Origin of the sequence: Jeongeupia wiesaeckerbachi, from assembly GCF_050916355.1 — a bacterium.
Classification (GTDB): domain Bacteria; phylum Pseudomonadota; class Gammaproteobacteria; order Burkholderiales; family Chitinibacteraceae; genus Jeongeupia; species Jeongeupia wiesaeckerbachi.
On the sequence record NZ_CP136946.1, the window covers coordinates 1,332,717 to 1,345,343 of the forward strand.

General features: G+C 64.9%; 16 protein-coding genes. 4 read left to right on the forward strand and 12 right to left on the reverse strand.

Going from position 1 to position 12,627, the window contains the following annotated elements:
* Nucleotides 1-13 precede the first annotated feature (13 nt).
* The gene (locus R0382_RS06520) at nt 14-898 is read right to left on the reverse strand and encodes a M23 family metallopeptidase (RefSeq protein ID WP_432723396.1); all 885 of its coding nucleotides are present in this window, start codon (nt 896-898) and stop codon (nt 14-16) included.
* A gap of 27 nt (nt 899-925) precedes the next feature.
* Here R0382_RS06520 and R0382_RS06525 point away from each other — a divergent pair, with 27 nt between their 5' ends.
* Together R0382_RS06525 and R0382_RS06530 are read left to right on the forward strand one after the other, a co-directional pair.
* Nucleotides 926-1,372, forward strand: coding sequence for a DciA family protein (locus tag R0382_RS06525; RefSeq protein ID WP_432723398.1), 447 nt, complete (start codon nt 926-928; stop codon nt 1,370-1,372).
* Nucleotides 1,373-1,662: 290 nt separating this feature from the next.
* On the forward strand, nt 1,663-2,487 hold the full coding sequence (locus tag R0382_RS06530; RefSeq protein WP_432723400.1) for an undecaprenyl-diphosphate phosphatase: 825 nt from the start codon (nt 1,663-1,665) through the stop codon (nt 2,485-2,487).
* 62 nt (nt 2,488-2,549) lie between these two features.
* Here R0382_RS06530 and cyoE read toward each other — a convergent pair whose 3' ends face one another.
* Genes cyoE through R0382_RS06550 form a run of 4 tightly spaced genes read right to left on the reverse strand, consistent with a single transcriptional unit; the run spans nt 2,550 to nt 5,584 of the window.
* Nucleotides 2,550-3,449, reverse strand: coding sequence for a heme o synthase (cyoE, locus tag R0382_RS06535; RefSeq protein ID WP_432723401.1), 900 nt, complete (start codon nt 3,447-3,449; stop codon nt 2,550-2,552).
* Nucleotides 3,412-4,428, reverse strand: coding sequence for a COX15/CtaA family protein (locus R0382_RS06540; RefSeq protein WP_432723403.1), 1,017 nt, complete (start codon nt 4,426-4,428; stop codon nt 3,412-3,414). The genes cyoE and R0382_RS06540 overlap by 38 nt, the downstream gene beginning before the upstream one ends.
* Complete coding sequence (locus tag R0382_RS06545; protein ID WP_432723404.1) at nt 4,413-4,925, reverse strand: hypothetical protein; 513 nt, start codon at nt 4,923-4,925, stop codon at nt 4,413-4,415. Before R0382_RS06545 ends, R0382_RS06540 begins: the two co-directional genes overlap by 16 nt.
* Nucleotides 4,922-5,584 (reverse strand): SURF1 family protein, encoded by a 663-nt coding sequence (locus R0382_RS06550; RefSeq protein WP_432723405.1) that lies wholly within the window; start codon nt 5,582-5,584, stop codon nt 4,922-4,924. Before R0382_RS06550 ends, R0382_RS06545 begins: the two co-directional genes overlap by 4 nt.
* 22 nt (nt 5,585-5,606) lie before the next feature.
* Here R0382_RS06550 and R0382_RS06555 point away from each other — a divergent pair, with 22 nt between their 5' ends.
* The gene (locus tag R0382_RS06555) at nt 5,607-5,804 is read left to right on the forward strand and encodes a twin transmembrane helix small protein (protein WP_432723406.1); all 198 of its coding nucleotides are present in this window, start codon (nt 5,607-5,609) and stop codon (nt 5,802-5,804) included.
* Nucleotides 5,805-5,808: 4 nt separating this feature from the next.
* Here R0382_RS06555 and R0382_RS06560 read toward each other — a convergent pair whose 3' ends face one another.
* Genes R0382_RS06560 through coxB form a run of 6 tightly spaced genes read right to left on the reverse strand, consistent with a single transcriptional unit; the run spans nt 5,809 to nt 10,226 of the window.
* The gene (locus R0382_RS06560) at nt 5,809-6,678 is read right to left on the reverse strand and encodes a cytochrome c oxidase subunit 3 (protein ID WP_432723407.1); all 870 of its coding nucleotides are present in this window, start codon (nt 6,676-6,678) and stop codon (nt 5,809-5,811) included.
* Entirely contained in the window at nt 6,678-6,860 is a 183-nt protein-coding gene (locus R0382_RS06565; RefSeq protein WP_432723408.1) for a DUF2970 domain-containing protein, read from the reverse strand. Before R0382_RS06565 ends, R0382_RS06560 begins: the two co-directional genes overlap by 1 nt.
* Entirely contained in the window at nt 6,857-7,363 is a 507-nt protein-coding gene (locus tag R0382_RS06570; RefSeq protein ID WP_432723409.1) for a cytochrome c oxidase assembly protein, read from the reverse strand. The genes R0382_RS06565 and R0382_RS06570 overlap by 4 nt, the downstream gene beginning before the upstream one ends.
* A complete protein-coding gene (locus R0382_RS06575; protein ID WP_432723410.1) occupies nt 7,360-7,461 on the reverse strand; it encodes a cytochrome oxidase small assembly protein in 102 nt (33 codons plus the stop codon). The genes R0382_RS06570 and R0382_RS06575 overlap by 4 nt, the downstream gene beginning before the upstream one ends.
* Nucleotides 7,454-9,097 carry a cytochrome c oxidase subunit I gene (ctaD, locus tag R0382_RS06580; RefSeq protein ID WP_432723412.1) on the reverse strand — a complete coding sequence of 548 codons (1,644 nt, stop codon included), beginning with the start codon at nt 9,095-9,097 and terminating at the stop codon, nt 7,454-7,456. The genes R0382_RS06575 and ctaD overlap by 8 nt, the downstream gene beginning before the upstream one ends.
* A gap of 28 nt (nt 9,098-9,125) precedes the next feature.
* Entirely contained in the window at nt 9,126-10,226 is a 1,101-nt protein-coding gene (coxB, locus tag R0382_RS06585) for a cytochrome c oxidase subunit II (RefSeq protein ID WP_432723414.1), read from the reverse strand.
* A 227-nt stretch (nt 10,227-10,453) separates the two neighbouring features.
* Between coxB and R0382_RS06590 the strand changes: the two genes are divergently transcribed.
* Entirely contained in the window at nt 10,454-11,221 is a 768-nt protein-coding gene (locus R0382_RS06590) for a DUF2189 domain-containing protein (RefSeq protein ID WP_432723415.1), read from the forward strand.
* A gap of 85 nt (nt 11,222-11,306) precedes the next feature.
* Here R0382_RS06590 and R0382_RS06595 read toward each other — a convergent pair whose 3' ends face one another.
* Nucleotides 11,307-12,596 carry an NAD(P)/FAD-dependent oxidoreductase gene (locus R0382_RS06595; RefSeq protein WP_432723417.1) on the reverse strand — a complete coding sequence of 430 codons (1,290 nt, stop codon included), beginning with the start codon at nt 12,594-12,596 and terminating at the stop codon, nt 11,307-11,309.
* Nucleotides 12,597-12,627: the final 31 nt, after the last annotated feature.

Sequence of the window (12,627 nt, forward strand, 5' to 3'; positions counted from 1 at the left end):
AGTTTATCCATCCCTAGTCGCTTGATGCGGTACTACTTGTGATCGAATCTTGCGCTGAGCCGACAAATCGCAACGGGTTTTGTGCAATCTGCTTGTAGCGGATCTCGAAGTGCAGATGGGGGCCGGTGGAGCGGCCGGTGCTCCCCAGCAAGGCGATCGTTTGTCCGGCCGAAACGCTGTCGCCGGGCTGCACGAGAAGGCGGCTGGCGTGGGCATATCGGCTGGTCAGGCCGTAGCCGTGATCAAGCTCGACCATATTACCATACTGCGAATGGGCTGCCGCGTAAGCGACCTTGCCGGCTGCCGCCGCATGGATGGGCGTACCGATTGGGCCGACGAAGTCGATCCCTTCGTGGAAAGTCTGTCTCCCGCTGAACGGGTCGAGGCGCCAGCCGAAGCTCGACGACTGCAGGCCGCTTTGCATCGGTGCCCGCGTCGGCAAGGTATCGCCGGCCGGTGCGGCGAGACGCAGCTGCGCGAGCGAAAACTGATCCAGATAGGCGTCGGCGCGGTTGTCGCTGTCGCCGAGCAGCCGGGACAGGTCGCTGGCGTCGAGCGCCGTGCCAAGCTGGGTCAGGCCGCCGCGCGGCGCCGGTTTGTCGGACAGGAAGGGCGTGACGTCGATGCCGGTGCGGCTGCCCAGCTGTTTCGCCAGCCCGTCGAGCCGGGTCAGCTTGGCCTGCAGTTCGCCCAGACGTACCGCCAGCGCGTCGACATTGGCGTGAACCGGTCGGGCCAGCGGCCAGCGGGGTTCGATCCGCTCGCCACGGGCCAGCAGCGCAATCCCGGCCCCCGCGGTCAGTCCCAGGCCGAGCACGCCGACGAGCATGGCGGTCAGTGCCGCCGGGCCGAGTGAAATTGCCCTCGCGAAGCGGCTGGAAACCAGAATAATATTCATATGTCCCCTGTTTAATCCGGAATGCCTATGTCTTTGTTCGGCCATTCGGGCTTCATCGGTCAAGACCGAGAGCTGCTGCGGCTGGCGGCACGCATCGGTGAGCTCAACCACTTGCTCGACGCGGTCCGTCGCCACGTGCCACCCGAAGTCGCGTCGTCGTGCGTTTCGGTCGCCTGGGGCCCCGGTGAAACCTTATTGATAGGCGTACGTTCGTCCGCCGCCGCCGCGCGCGTACGCGTGGTGGCGCCGCAGCTTCGCGATGCGCTCAGCGCTGCGGGATGGCAAGCTAGCGCAATCCGCCCACGGGTGCAAGTCGCGCTGCAGCAGGAAAAATCCAGAATCAACAAGGACTTGCGGCTGTCGGATTCGGCGTGTTCGGCCTTCGAACAACTGGCCGATACGCTGGAAGCCGGGCCGTTGAGGGACGCGGTGGCGACGCTGGTGGCGCATCAGCAGCAGCGCAAGGCGCGCTGATCGCCATCGGTCGCAGACCGTCGGTGTGGGGAAAGGCAAAAAAAAGCGGGCGCCTTGGTCGCGGCGCCCGATATCAGGGAGGAGATGAGCAAAATGCGCGTCGTCGCTAGACGTCCATCGCATAGGTGATCAGAGCGACGGGACGGCGCCTAGTTCCCGCGGCGGCGAAAAAATGCTGCAAGGCCGACGGGCGGCAAATCAGGCGTCTGCGGACCGTTCATCCCCCGTTAAAGCGCTGATGGCTATAATGCGCGCTCTTGCCGACCTGCACACAAGGGCATTGCCACCGTATGGATATCGTTCTGCTGCTCAAATCGCTGATCATGGGCGCCGTCGAAGGGATCACCGAGTTCCTGCCGATCTCGAGCACCGGCCACCTGATCCTGACCGGCGACCTGCTGAATTTCCTTTCCAAGGACAAACGCGACGTCTACGAGATCTTCATCCAGCTGGGTGCGATGCTGGCGGTGGTCTGGGAGTATCGCGCCAAGATCGGCGCAACACTGAGCGGCGCGGTCCGCCCCGGTGCGGCGCGCAATCTGGCGCTGGCGGTGGTCATCGGGTTCATCCCGGCGGCCATCATCGGCCTGCTGCTGAACAAGACGATCAAGGCGCATCTGTTCGCGCCGATTCCGGTCGCGACCGCCTTCATCGTCGGCGGCCTGATCATTCTGTGGGCCGAGAAACGCCAGCATACGGTGCGGGTGCAAACCGTTGACGAACTGAGCCTGAAAGACGCGCTGATGGTCGGCCTGGCCCAGTGCCTGGCGCTGATTCCGGGCACCAGCCGTTCGGGTGCGACAATTATCGGCGGCCTGTTCCTTGGCCTGTCGCGCAAGGCGGCGACCGAGTTTTCCTTCTTCCTCGGCATTCCGACGCTCGGCGCCGCGTCGATCTACAGTCTGCTCAAGTATCGCCACGCGCTCGAGATGGCCGATTTCGGCGTCTTTGCCGTCGGCTTCTTTGCGTCCTTCGTGTTTGCCTTTATCGCTGTCCGTGCCTTGCTCCGGTTCATCTCGACGCATACCTTCATTCCGTTTGCGTGGTACCGGATCGCGTTCGGCGTGCTGGTGCTGCTGACGTGGTACACCGGCCTGGTCGACTGGACGGTCTGATTGCCGATACGGTCAAAAAAAGCGCCCCGATGGGCGCTTTTTTGTTGGCTGTGGGTTTGCGGCTACCAAAGCCATTGCACCGCCCGATCGAGCAGCAGTGCGGCGAACAGCCAGGTGAGATAGGCGATCGAGAAACGGAACAGGCCGCGCGCGAGGGCGTCGCTTTGCGCTTCCTCGGCACGATACAGCTGCCACGCGCGCCAGACGAACCCGGCATTGAGCCAGCACGCCGCAAGCAGGTAGAGCCAGCCCGACAGCCGAATCACGAACGGCAACAGTGCGACCGCCGACAGGACCAGTGCGTACAGCAGGATAGACAGCCGGGTGAAGGCCGGGCCATGCGTGACCGGCAGCATCGGCAGGCCGGCACGGGCGTAGTCGTCGCGGCGGTACAGCGCCAGCGCCCAGAAGTGCGGTGGCGTCCACGCGTAGATGATCAGGAACAGCACGGCGGCCTCGGCCGGGATCGTACCGCTGACGGCGGCCCAGCCAAGCACCGGTGGCATGGCGCCGGCGGCGCCACCGATGACGATGTTCTGCGGCGTCGCCGGCTTGAGCCAGCGGGTGTAGACGATGGCGTAGCCAAAGAAGGTGGCCAGCGTCAGCCCGGTGGTCAGCGGGTTGGCGAACTGCAGCAGCAGCCATAGCCCGCCGATGGTTAGCGCTGCGGCGTAGGCGGCGGCTTCGGGCTGGCCGAGGCTGCCGCGCACCAGCGGCCGTGCGGCGGTGCGCCGCATCACGGCATCGCGATCCCGCTCGAACAGGCAGTTCGCCGCCGCTGCGCCCATGGCCACCAGGCCGATGCCGCTCAGCGACAATAGCAAGCGTGGCCAGTCGGCCGCCGGCGGCGCTGCCAGCAGGATGCCGACGGCGGCGCAGAAAACGATCAGCGCAACGACGCGCGGTTTGCCGAGCTGCCAGAAGTCAGCGAGCGAAGGAAAGGCGAGTGAACGACTCAGCATGACGGGGCTCCCGGCGGCAGCGGACGACAAAGGTGGTCAGAACGACAAGCAGAATGGCGGCGCCGCCGTTGTGGGCGACGGCGAGCGGCAAGGGCAGGCCGAATGCGACATTGGCGACGCCGAGCAGCCCCTGCAGCAGCAAGGCCAGCAGCAGCAGGGCGGCGTGCCGGGGCGCGATCCGCCAGCCGCGCCATAGCGTCAGCGCGATGGCCAGGCTCAGCAGCAGCGCGCCCAGCCGGTGTAGCCAGTGGATGGCTGCGAGATGGCCGATTGTCAGCGGAACGCCGTCGGCGCGGAGGCCCAGCGCCCGGTCGGGCCGCAACGCCTCTGCCAATCCTGGCGGCGGCAAAAAACCGCCCTGACAGGCAGGAAAACCGTTGCAGGCCAGCGCCGCGTAGTTGCTCGACACCCAGCCGCCGAGCGCGATTTGGGCGATGCACAGCAGCAAGGCCGTTGTCGCAAACAGCGTCAGCCCACGTTGCGGACGGAGCGGGGGAAGCGTGCTGCGTGCCGCCAGCGCGGCCAGCAGCGCCAGCAGCGCCATGCCGCCGAGCAGGTGCGCGGTGACGACGGCGGGCATCAGTTTCAGCGTCACCGTCCACATGCCGAGCATCGCCTGGAACACCAGCATTGCTAAGGGCGCGAACACCAGCCAGGTGGGCAGGTCGTCATGGCGGCGCTGGCGCCACAGCGCGGCGCAGGTCAACAGCAGCAGCAGGCCGTAGCCGCCGACGGCATAGCGGTGGATCATTTCCTTCCAGCCCTTGGCCGGATCGACGTCACCGCCGAAATGCCGTTCGGCGTGGGCGATGTCGTGCGCGGCCTCGGGCGGCGTGATCCGGCCGTAGCAGCCCGGCCAGTCGGGGCAGCCGAGCCCGGCATCGTGCAGCCGGACCCAGGCGCCGAGCATGATCAGCCCCAGCGTCCACAGCAGGCTGACGAGCAGCAGCGCGCGGGTGATGTTCAGGCGCTTTGCCATGTTTCCCTCCCGCCGAGGCCGCGATTCTGTTTGAGCAGTTTGTTGATTTCCTGCAGCGCGCGCTTGCGGCCTTCGACGTCGCCGAGTTGGTCCGGGCGGTAGCGCAAGACGGCATTGCCGTTCGGGTCGATCAGATAGAGTCCGGCTTGTGCCAGCAGCGGATGATCGCCGAGTGTCAGGGCCGACGGGCACGGCGCGGTCGTCGCGGTTTCGAGCCGGCGCGACGCCTCACCCTGCGCCCGTTGCAACTGGCCGGCCGAAAACAGCAGCGCCTGCGTCTGCGCGCCGCAGCCGTCGGCGCCCACTACAGCCAGGCGCCAGCGTGCCGCGCTGCCGGTGACGGGCTTGGCGATCAGCTCGCCGAAGCTTCGACCGCCGGCGGGTCGCCAGTGGTCGTAGGCAAGCTGGGCCACAACGATCGGTAGCGCACTGAGCGCAAACAGCGCCAGCAATACGCGCCGGCCCCGTTGCTGGCGGTGCCCGTCGATTCGGTTCATTTTGCCTCCTTGCGAAAACGCCACCACAACGCCGCGCCGGCCAGTGTCATGCCCCACCAGCTGGCCATATAGGCGAAGTGGCGTTCGGCATTGAGATAGGGCTGCGGCAGATCGACGCTCAGGCCCGGCGATGCGACGGCGTAGGCGTAACCGACAGGACGGGCGTCATGGCTCCAGCCTGCATAGGCGTCCGGATCGGCGTGCTGGAAGCGCATGCCTTCGGGCGGCGTCGGGCCGAGCGTGATGAAGCGAGGCCATGCGGCCAGTTCGATCGTCGGTGCTTTGGGAAGCGAGGCCGGCATCGGCTGCCCGTCGGCCAGCCAGCCGCGGTTGACGAGCAGGGTGCGGCCGTCATTCAGCCTGAACGGGGTAATCACCTCGACCCCGGGCCGCCCCTGCCGGGGGCGCGGGGTCAGGACGAAGGTGTTGGCTGGCAACCAGTTGCCTTGCGGAAGGAGTCGCGTTCCGGTTGCCGGCAAGGCACCGCCGGACCACGCCGCCGGCGGCTGGCGATGGGCGTCGCTAGCCGCCGCGGCCAGCGCCTGTTTGCTCAATCCACGCTGGCACTGCCATGCGCCGAGCACGAGCGTCAGCAGCACCAGCATCCCGAGCATGGCCTGCGCCGCGCGGTAGCGCCGTGTGCTAACGTCAGTACACATCGTTGCCGAAGCCGGAGTATCCATGAAGCTCGTCGCCATCGTGCTGTTGCTCGTCATCCTGCTGGTGCTCGGTCGTGCCATGTTGCAACTGGTTCGTGGCCCGGCGGGCTCTCCGAAGCTGGTGCGGTCGCTGACATGGCGCGTGGCCTTGTCGGTCGGCCTGTTCGCGCTGCTGCTGCTCGGCTACTACTTCGGCTGGTGGCGGCCGAACGGCGCCTGAGCCGCTACAGCCAGTAAACGAAAACGAACAGCAGCAGCCAGACCACGTCGACGAAGTGCCAATACCACGCGGCGGCTTCGAAGCCGAAGTGATGCTGCACACTGAAATGCCCGCGCAGTACCCGGACCAGCATCGTCGCCAGCATGATCGTGCCGACGAGCACGTGCATGCCGTGAAAGCCGGTCAGCATGTAGAACGTCGCGCCGTAAGCGCCCGAGGCCAGCGTCAGCCCCATCGTTTCCCAGGCATGGTGGTATTCGTAGGCCTGCAGGCACAGAAAGAGCGTGCCGAGCAGCACGGTCAGTGCCAGGCCGATCTTGAGATGGCTGCGCCGGTTTTCGACCATGCCCCAGTGCGCCCAGGTCAGCGTGACGCCCGAGCTGAGCAGAATCGCCGTATTGGTCGCCGGAATGCCGACGGCTGGCATGACCTGATACGGCGCGTCGAGTTTCGGGGCGGTTGCCGCCGGCCAGTCGGCGACGAAACCGGGCCAGAGCAATTCGTGCGTTCCCGAGAAAAAGCCGAGTTCGGGGACCGAAATCACCCGGGTGTAAAACAGTGCGCCGAAGAAGGCGGCGAAGAACATCACCTCGGAGAAAATGAACCAGCTCATTCCCCAGCGGAACGAATGATCGACCTGCAGGCCGTACGAATGGGCCTGCGACTCGCGGATCACGTCGCCGAACCAGCCGAACAGCATCCACACCAGCACCAGCGTCCCGGCCAGCAAGGCCCAGTTGCCACCGGGGACCTTGTTGATCCAGAACGCTGCGCCCAGCGCCATCAGGAACAGCGCCAGCGAGCCGACGATGGGCCAGCGCGACGGTGCCGGCACGAAATAGTGCGTGTCGTGCACCCCGTTTTCGACGTTCATCATCCACCTCCTTGGCTAGCTACCAGCACGCGGACCAGCAGCAGGATCAACAGGATCATCACCAGCGCGACGATCAGCGCCACGGCGATCACCGTGCCCGGTTTGAGCTTGGCCGATTCGGCGCCCTTGCGTCCGCGGACGCCGAAGAAACCGGCCAGCACCGCCTTGATGGCCGCTTTCATGCCGGCTGCAAGGTATAGGACAAGGTGGCCGCGCCCAGCTCCTCGGGCAATTCCTTGGCGACGAGCAACACCACGGTGACGTCGCGCGTTTCGTGCGCGGCGAGCTTGAGTGCATCGAAACAGAAGCACTCGAGTTTTTGCAGCAGGCCGGCTGCGCGTACCGGCGCGAAGCTCGGGATCGCGCGTATCGTCAGCGGCGTATCTCCGGTATTGGCAATGCGAAAGCGTGCCTTGACGAGTCCGCCGGCCTTGGCCGCGACGACGCGGTCGATCGCTTCGATCGTCACCGGCAGTCCGGCTGCGACGTTGGTATCGAACTCAAGCCGCAGCGCGGTCGGTATCGCGGTAGCGAACTCGGGGCGTGCACGGTCGAGGCCGATCGCGCGGCACAGCACGTCGTAGAATGGCGTCAGCACATAGCCGAAGCTGAACATCGCAGCAGCAACCAGCCCGAGCCGGATCGCGGTGCGACGGTTGGCGTGTTGCTGGACGGCGGCGTTCATCCTGGCAACCCGTACAGCACCTGCCGGACGATCACGGCGACAAAGAAGACCAGCGCCAGTGCGGCGAGCAGGAGGGCGGTGCGGACGTTTTTACTCATGATCTTGATCCAGCAACTGTGCACGCAGGCCCTTCTTCACCAGTGCCTCGTCGGGCGGCGTTTCCCAGGTGTGATGTGGTGCCGGCGAAGCGACTTCCCATTCCAGCGTATGGCCGCCTTCCCACGGTCGGGCCGGCGCCTTGCCGACGCCACCGCGGATCGTGCTGATCACGTTGTAGAGGAAGAGCAGCTGGCCGAGGCCGAAACAGAAAGCACCGACGCTGGCGACGCTGTTGAAGTCGGTGAACTGCAGCGGGTAGTCGGGAATCCGCCGCGGCATGCCGGCGAGGCCGAGGAAGTGCATAGGGAAAAAGGTGACGTTGAACCAGACCATCGACCACCAGAAATGCAGCTTGCCGAGCTTTTCGTTGTACATATGGCCGGTCCATTTCGGCAGCCAGTAATAGGTGGCACCGAAGAGGCTGAACAGCGCACCGGCGACCAGCACGTAGTGGAAATGGGCAACGACGTAATAGGTATCGGTCATCTGGATGTCGATCGGCGCGATCGACAGCACGAGGCCGGAAAAGCCGCCGACGGTGAACAGGCAGACGAAGCCGATCGCGAACAGCATCGGCGTCTCGAAGCTCATCTCGCCCTGCCACATCGTCGCGATCCAGTTGAACACCTTCACGCCGGTCGGCACCGCGATCAGCATGGTCATGAACATGAAGAACAGCTGCGCCGTCGCCGGCAGGCCGACCGCGAACATGTGGTGGGCCCAGACCATGAACGACAGGATGGCGATCGAGCATACCGCGTAGACCATCGACACATAGCCGAACAGCGGCTTGCGCGCGAAGGTCGGCAGGATCTGGCTGACGATGCCGAAGGCCGGCAGCGCCATGATGTAGACCTCCGGGTGGCCGAAGAACCAGAAAATGTGCTGGAACAGCACCGGGTCGCCGCCGCCGGCGGCCTTGAAGAAGTGTGTGCCGAAATGGCGGTCGGTCAGCAGCATCGTCACCGCGCCGGCGAGCACCGGCGCCACGGCGATCAGTAGGTAGGCGGTGACCAGTGATGTCCACGCGAACATCGGCATCTTCAGCATCGTCATGCCCGGCGCGCGCATGTTCAGCACCGTGGTGACGATATTGATCGATCCCATGATCGATGACAGGCCGAGCAGGTGGATGGCGAAGATCGCCAGATCCATGCCCATGCCGGCCTGGATCGACAGCGGCGGGTACAGCGTCCAGCCGCCGGCAGCCGCGCCGCCGGGGACGAATAGCGAAATGACCAGCAGCGCCGCCGCTGGCGGCAGCAGCCAGAAGCTCCAGTTGTTCATCCGCGCGAACGCCATATCGGGCGCGCCGATCATCAGCGGCAGCATCCAGTTCGCCAGGCCGGTGAAGGCCGGCATGATCGCACCGAAGACCATGATGATGCCGTGCAGCGTGGTCAGCTGGTTGAAGAACTCCGGATGCCAGAACTGCAGTCCGGGCTGGAACAGTTCGGCACGGATGCCCAAGGCCATCGTGCCGCCGAGCATGAACATGCTGAACGAAAACCACAGGTACAGCGTGCCGATGTCCTTGTGGTTGGTGGCGTACAGCCAGCGCCGCCAGCCGTGGGTGCCCGAGTGCGCCTGATGATCGGCGTGCTGCAGGTGCAGCGTTTCGGTCGACGCGGTCATCGATCTCTCCATTTGGGTCATGGTGCGCCTACTTCCGCGCGAGCTTGACGTCCTTGGGCTGCAGGATGTCGCCAACGTGGTTGAAGTGGTTGCGTTCGTAGGTGATCACTGCGGCGATCTCGGTATCCGACAGCCCCTGCCATGCCGGCATCGCGCTCTTGCCGTGCAGCACGATGCCCAGGTGGCCTTGCACCGGCCCGGTGGCGATCTTCGAGTTCACCAGCGCCGGGAAGGGGCCGCTGCCCATGCCGTTGGCCTGGTGGCAGGCCTGGCAATTGGCTTCGTAGACTTTTTGGCCGCGGGCAACGAGGTCGGCCATCGCCCAGATCTTGTTCGGGTCGTCGGCCATGGCCTTGGCCTGCGCCTGCTTCTGCGACACGTAGTCCTTGAACTGCGCCGCGCTGACGACCTTGACGACCACGGGCATGAAGCCGTGATCCTGGCCGCACAGTTCCGAACACTGGCCACGGAACGTGCCTTCGCGCTCGGCCTTGAACCAGGTGTCACGGATGAAGCCGGGAATCGCATCCTGTTTGACGCCGAAGGCGGGCATCGCCCACGAGTGGATGACATCGTTGCTGGTGGTCAGGATGCGAACCTTCTGGCCGACCGGCACTACCAACGGTTCGTCCACTTCGAGCAGGTAGTTCGGATTCTTGTCCTGGGCGTTGTCGATCTGCTTGCGCGGCGTGGCCAGCTTGCTCTTGTAGCCGAAGCCGTAATCGACGTAGTCGTAGCCCCAAAACCACTGGTAGCCGGTGGCCTTGATCGTGATGGCGGCGCCGCGGCTGTCCTTCTGCGCCAGCACGACCTTGGCGGCGGGCCAGGCCATGACGGCGAGGATCAGCGCCGGGATCACGGTCCACAGGACTTCGACGGTGGTGTTTTCGTGGAAGGGGCGTGCCTTGTGGCCGAGCGATTTGCGATGGCGGAACACCGCGTAGAACATCACGCCGAATACCGCGACGAAGATCACGATGATGATCACCATGATCCAGGTGTGCAGGTCGGATATGTCCTGGGCGATCAGCGTTTGCGGGGTCTGAAAGCTGAAACGGCTTTCCGATGCCTCTACGCCGCGCAGGACGAGCGAACAGGCCAGCGCGGCCAAGGTGCGCATTGCACGCATGTCTATCTCCGTGGCGGGTCCACACCGTTTGCAGGCCGCTGGGCTTGCCGGTGTATCGATGTTTGCTTTTCAACGTAGCAAAGAAAATCGCGGAGACAAGCAAGACTAGCGGCGTCCGTCCGTTCGTGACCGGCCATTCATCGGTCCGGCTGTCGTAGTGGCTGGATACTGACTACATCGAGAAGTACCCGTGAAGAGCTGCGTCTAAGCAGCAAGGAGTACCCAAAATGGACATGCACCTGAACGGTCTGGACGACCATTTTTCGCTGCCACGCACGCGCAAGGTCGAGGCTTTCCGTGCGTTTTCGTGGATCGCCCGCGGTTGGCAGGATCTGGCAGCGCATCCCTTGCCCAGCCTCGCGCACGGCCTGCTGATCACGCTGCTTGGCTGGGGAGTCCTGTTGCTCGCCTCGCACTACGTACATTTGTTCACGACGTCGATTACCGGCTTCCTGTTGCTGGCGCCGCTGGGCGCGGCCGGGATCTACGAGCTCACCAGCGAACGCGAGGAGGGGCGGACGACGTCATTCGCGCAGTCGATTCGCGATCTGATGAAAAACGCCAGCCAGCTGGCCTATTTCGGCGTCGTGCTGTTCATGATCGCGATTGCATGGGAACGGCTCTCGGCGATTCTGTTCGCGCTGTTTTACGGTGGCGAAGCGATCACATTGCACAATTTCGTCGGCTCGCTGCTCGGTGAGTACGCCGGCTTCACCATTGCCTGGGTCATTGGCGGCTTCCTGCTGGCGTGCCTGGTTTTTGCGCTGACCGCGGTCTCGATTCCGATGCTGGCCGACCGTGAGGTCGATACCGTCACGGCGATGATGACCAGCCTGCGCGTCGTGGCGGAGAACCTGCCGGCGATGATCGTCTGGGCCGCGCTGATCGTGCTGCTGACGGTAGTCGGGTTTGCGACTTATCTCGTCGGTTTCGTGCTGCTGTTCCCTCTGCTGGGGCATGCAACCTGGATTGCCTACAAGGATCTGGTCGAGTAGTCCGTCGCCCAGACGAATATCTGCACAAACACCCCCGATCGCTTCGGGGGTGTTGCCGTTTCGGCCGGTCCGACGGCGACGTCTGCTAGATGCCGAGCTTGTCGCGCAGATCGTAATACCAGGCACCGAGCGCGGTGAACGGTGCTCGCAGCAGCTGCCCGCCCGGAAATGGCAGGTGGGGCAGCGTCGCAAAGGCGTCGAAACGTGTCGCCTGACCCTGCAGCACCTCGGCAAGCAGGCGCCCGGCCAGATGCGTGAAGGTGATGCCGTGGCCGCTGCAGCCCTGCGAGTAATAGATGTTGTGATCGAGCCTACCCATCTGCGGCATCCGCGACAGCGTGAGCAGGAAGTTGCCGGTCCAGGCGTAGTCAATCCGCACGTTGGCGAGCTGCGGAAACACCTTCAACAGCTTGGGGACGATGATCGCTTCGATGCGGGTTGGGTCGCGTGCGCCGTAGCTGACGCCACCGCCGAACAGCAAGCGCTTGTCGGCGCTGAGCCGGAAGTAGTCGAGCAGATAGTTGCAGTCTTCGACGCAGTAGTCCTGCGGCAGTAGCGTGTCGGCGAGCGCGCCGAGCGGCTCGGTCGCGACGACCTGGGTGCCGCAGGGCATGGATTTGGCCGCCAGCTCGGGGATCAGTCCGCCGAGGTAGGCGTTGCCGGCGACGATGACGAAGTTGGCCGTGACCGAACCGCCGGGGGTATGAACGACGGGCCGGAAGCTGCGCTCGACGCGGATCGCCGGTGAATTCTCGAAAATGCGTCCGCCGAGCGATTCGAAAGCCGCGGCTTCACCGAGGGCCAGGTTGAGCGGGTGGATATGGCCGCCGCTCAGGTCGAGCAGGGCGCCGCAATAGCGGTCGCTGGCGACGATCTGGCGGGTTTCGATCTGGTCGAGCAATTGCAGTTGCGTGTGGCCGTAGCGTTCCCACAGCGCCTTTTGCTTTTTCAGGTGGGTAAACTGCCCCGGCGTGATGGCGGCAAACACGCCGCCGTCCTTGAGATCGCAATCGATGGCGTAGCGGGCGACGCGTTCACGGATGATGCGGCCGCCTTCGAAAGCCATGTCGCCGAGCGCGCGGGCGGTCTCCATGCCATAACGCGCTTCGATCACGTCGATATCGCGCGAGTACGAGTTGACGATCTGGCCGCCATTGCGCCCCGACGCCCCCCAGCCGACGCGCGCGGCCTCGACGATGGCAACGCTGAAGCCGGCCTCGGCCAGGTGCAGTCCGGCCGACAGCCCGGTATAGCCGGCGCCGATGATGCAGACGTCGACGTCGAGCTTCGTGTCCAAGGCCGGCCGCAACGGTTGCGGCGTGGCGCTGGCGGCGTAGTACGACGGCGCATGCGCGGTGACCGGCTCCCGTTTCATGGCGCGCTCCCTGGCACAGCACCGCTGTGCA

What these genes read in the sequence shown, in the direction of transcription:
- R0382_RS06520 (WP_432723396.1), bottom strand. Translation starts at nt 898, where the DNA reads ATGAATATTATTCTGGTTTCCAGCCGCTTCGCGAGGGCAATTTCACTC.
- R0382_RS06525 (WP_432723398.1), top strand. Translation starts at nt 926, where the DNA reads ATGTCTTTGTTCGGCCATTCGGGCTTCATCGGTCAAGACCGAGAGCTG.
- R0382_RS06530 (WP_432723400.1), top strand. Translation starts at nt 1,663, where the DNA reads ATGGATATCGTTCTGCTGCTCAAATCGCTGATCATGGGCGCCGTCGAA.
- cyoE (WP_432723401.1), bottom strand. Translation starts at nt 3,449, where the DNA reads ATGCTGAGTCGTTCACTCGCCTTTCCTTCGCTCGCTGACTTCTGGCAG.
- R0382_RS06540 (WP_432723403.1), bottom strand. Translation starts at nt 4,428, where the DNA reads ATGGCAAAGCGCCTGAACATCACCCGCGCGCTGCTGCTCGTCAGCCTG.
- R0382_RS06545 (WP_432723404.1), bottom strand. Translation starts at nt 4,925, where the DNA reads ATGAACCGAATCGACGGGCACCGCCAGCAACGGGGCCGGCGCGTATTG.
- R0382_RS06550 (WP_432723405.1), bottom strand. Translation starts at nt 5,584, where the DNA reads ATGTGTACTGACGTTAGCACACGGCGCTACCGCGCGGCGCAGGCCATG.
- R0382_RS06555 (WP_432723406.1), top strand. Translation starts at nt 5,607, where the DNA reads ATGAAGCTCGTCGCCATCGTGCTGTTGCTCGTCATCCTGCTGGTGCTC.
- R0382_RS06560 (WP_432723407.1), bottom strand. Translation starts at nt 6,678, where the DNA reads ATGAACGTCGAAAACGGGGTGCACGACACGCACTATTTCGTGCCGGCA.
- R0382_RS06565 (WP_432723408.1), bottom strand. Translation starts at nt 6,860, where the DNA reads ATGAAAGCGGCCATCAAGGCGGTGCTGGCCGGTTTCTTCGGCGTCCGC.
- R0382_RS06570 (WP_432723409.1), bottom strand. Translation starts at nt 7,363, where the DNA reads ATGAACGCCGCCGTCCAGCAACACGCCAACCGTCGCACCGCGATCCGG.
- R0382_RS06575 (WP_432723410.1), bottom strand. Translation starts at nt 7,461, where the DNA reads ATGAGTAAAAACGTCCGCACCGCCCTCCTGCTCGCCGCACTGGCGCTG.
- ctaD (WP_432723412.1), bottom strand. Translation starts at nt 9,097, where the DNA reads ATGACCGCGTCGACCGAAACGCTGCACCTGCAGCACGCCGATCATCAG.
- coxB (WP_432723414.1), bottom strand. Translation starts at nt 10,226, where the DNA reads ATGCGTGCAATGCGCACCTTGGCCGCGCTGGCCTGTTCGCTCGTCCTG.
- R0382_RS06590 (WP_432723415.1), top strand. Translation starts at nt 10,454, where the DNA reads ATGGACATGCACCTGAACGGTCTGGACGACCATTTTTCGCTGCCACGC.
- R0382_RS06595 (WP_432723417.1), bottom strand. Translation starts at nt 12,596, where the DNA reads ATGAAACGGGAGCCGGTCACCGCGCATGCGCCGTCGTACTACGCCGCC.